The following is a 1,343-nucleotide window of genomic DNA, read 5'->3' as shown; positions in this document are numbered from 1 at the left end:
GGGTTGTGTGCGTCAAGTTCTGCAAAAAAGGGGCGGCCATATTGCTGGTCATGCGGCTTGGCGTAGAGCGAGCTTCTTGTGCTCGCGCAGGTCATCCATGTTGATGTAGCGGTTTGCCTCCATCCAGTTTTCGTGGGTCTCGACGGCAAGCGCCCTGACCAGGCGCAGGCAGCTTTTTGCGTTGGGGAAGATACGCACGACATAGGTGCGGCGCCTGATCTCCTCGTTGAGGCGCTCCAGCATGTTGGTGCTCTTCAAGTGCTTGTGGTGCTGGCGCGGCAGGCGGAAGAAAGTGAGCGTGTTGTCGATGCTCTCTTCCACCCAGGCGGTCAGCCGCGGATAGCGCGCCGACCATTTGGCCAGCCACGCGGCGAGATCGGCTTTGGCCTCGGCGAGGTCGCGCCGGTCATAGAGCCATCTGAGCTCCTGCAGGCAGTCGTCGCCGTGCTTGCGCGGCAGATGGTCGAGCGCATTCCTGAGGAAGTGCACGTAGCAGCGCTGCCAGGCCGCTTCGGGGATCACTTCGCCGATCGCCGCGACGAGACCGGCATGATCGTCGGACACGACCAGCTCGACGCCCCTGAGGCCGCGCGCCTTCAGCGCCACGAGGAAGTCCTTCCAGGCCGAGCGGCTCTCGCGATTGGCCATCTCCACGGCCAGGATCTGGCGCCGCCCATCCCAGTCGATGCCGACCGCGATCAGCACCGCCTGGCTCATGACGACGCCGGCCTCGCGCACCTTCTCGTAGCGGGCGTCGAGGATGAGATAGGCAAAGGGCTCCTGAAGCGGCCGCTCGGCAAAGGCCTGCAGGCTCTCGTCCAGCCGCTTGTTGATGGCCGAGATCGAGGAGGCCGAGAAGGCATGGCCGCACAGCTCCTCGGTGATCGCCTTGACCTTGCGGGTCGATACGCCTTGCACGTACATCTCCGCCAGCGTCGCAACCAAGGCGCGCTCGGAGCGCTGGTAGCGCTCGAACAGCTCGGTGGAGAAGCGACCAGCCCGGTCCTGCGGCACCCGCAGTTCGAGCTTGCCGACACGGGTGATAAGCGTGCGGCCGTAGTGGCCTGAGCGGTAACCGAGACGCTCTGGGGTGCGCTCGCTCTTCGAAGCGCCCAGCGCCTCGTCCATCTCGGCCTCGAGCACTTCCTGCAGCACGGTGCGGATCACTTCACCCAGCTCGTCGGGATTCGAAAGAAGAATGTCTTTGACGGCGGCGCTGGCGGTCTTACCTTCACTCTTGGTCATGGTGGCGTTCCTCGCGAGGGAATCGGTGACGTTGAACATCACCAGCCTGCCATGACCGCCCTCTCGCAGCGAATTTGCAGAACTCTCAGCACACTACC

Annotated in this window: 1 protein-coding gene; it reads right to left on the bottom strand. The window is 64.0% G+C overall.

Translation table 11 applies throughout. The features are described from left to right. Positions 1-48: 48 nt before the first annotated feature. Positions 49-1,245, bottom strand: a complete 1,197-nt coding sequence (locus P9236_RS30610; protein WP_278078204.1) for an IS256 family transposase — start codon at positions 1,243-1,245, stop codon at positions 49-51. Positions 1,246-1,343: the final 98 nt, after the last annotated feature.

Source organism: Mesorhizobium sp. WSM4884 (genome assembly GCF_029625675.1).
GTDB lineage: Bacteria > Pseudomonadota > Alphaproteobacteria > Rhizobiales > Rhizobiaceae > Mesorhizobium.
This window is presented reverse-complemented; position numbering and strand designations above follow the sequence as displayed.

Coding starts and splice junctions, on each gene's coding strand:
- P9236_RS30610 (WP_278078204.1), bottom strand. CDS start 1,245: ATGACCAAGAGTGAAGGTAAGACCGCCAGCGCCGCCGTCAAAGACATT.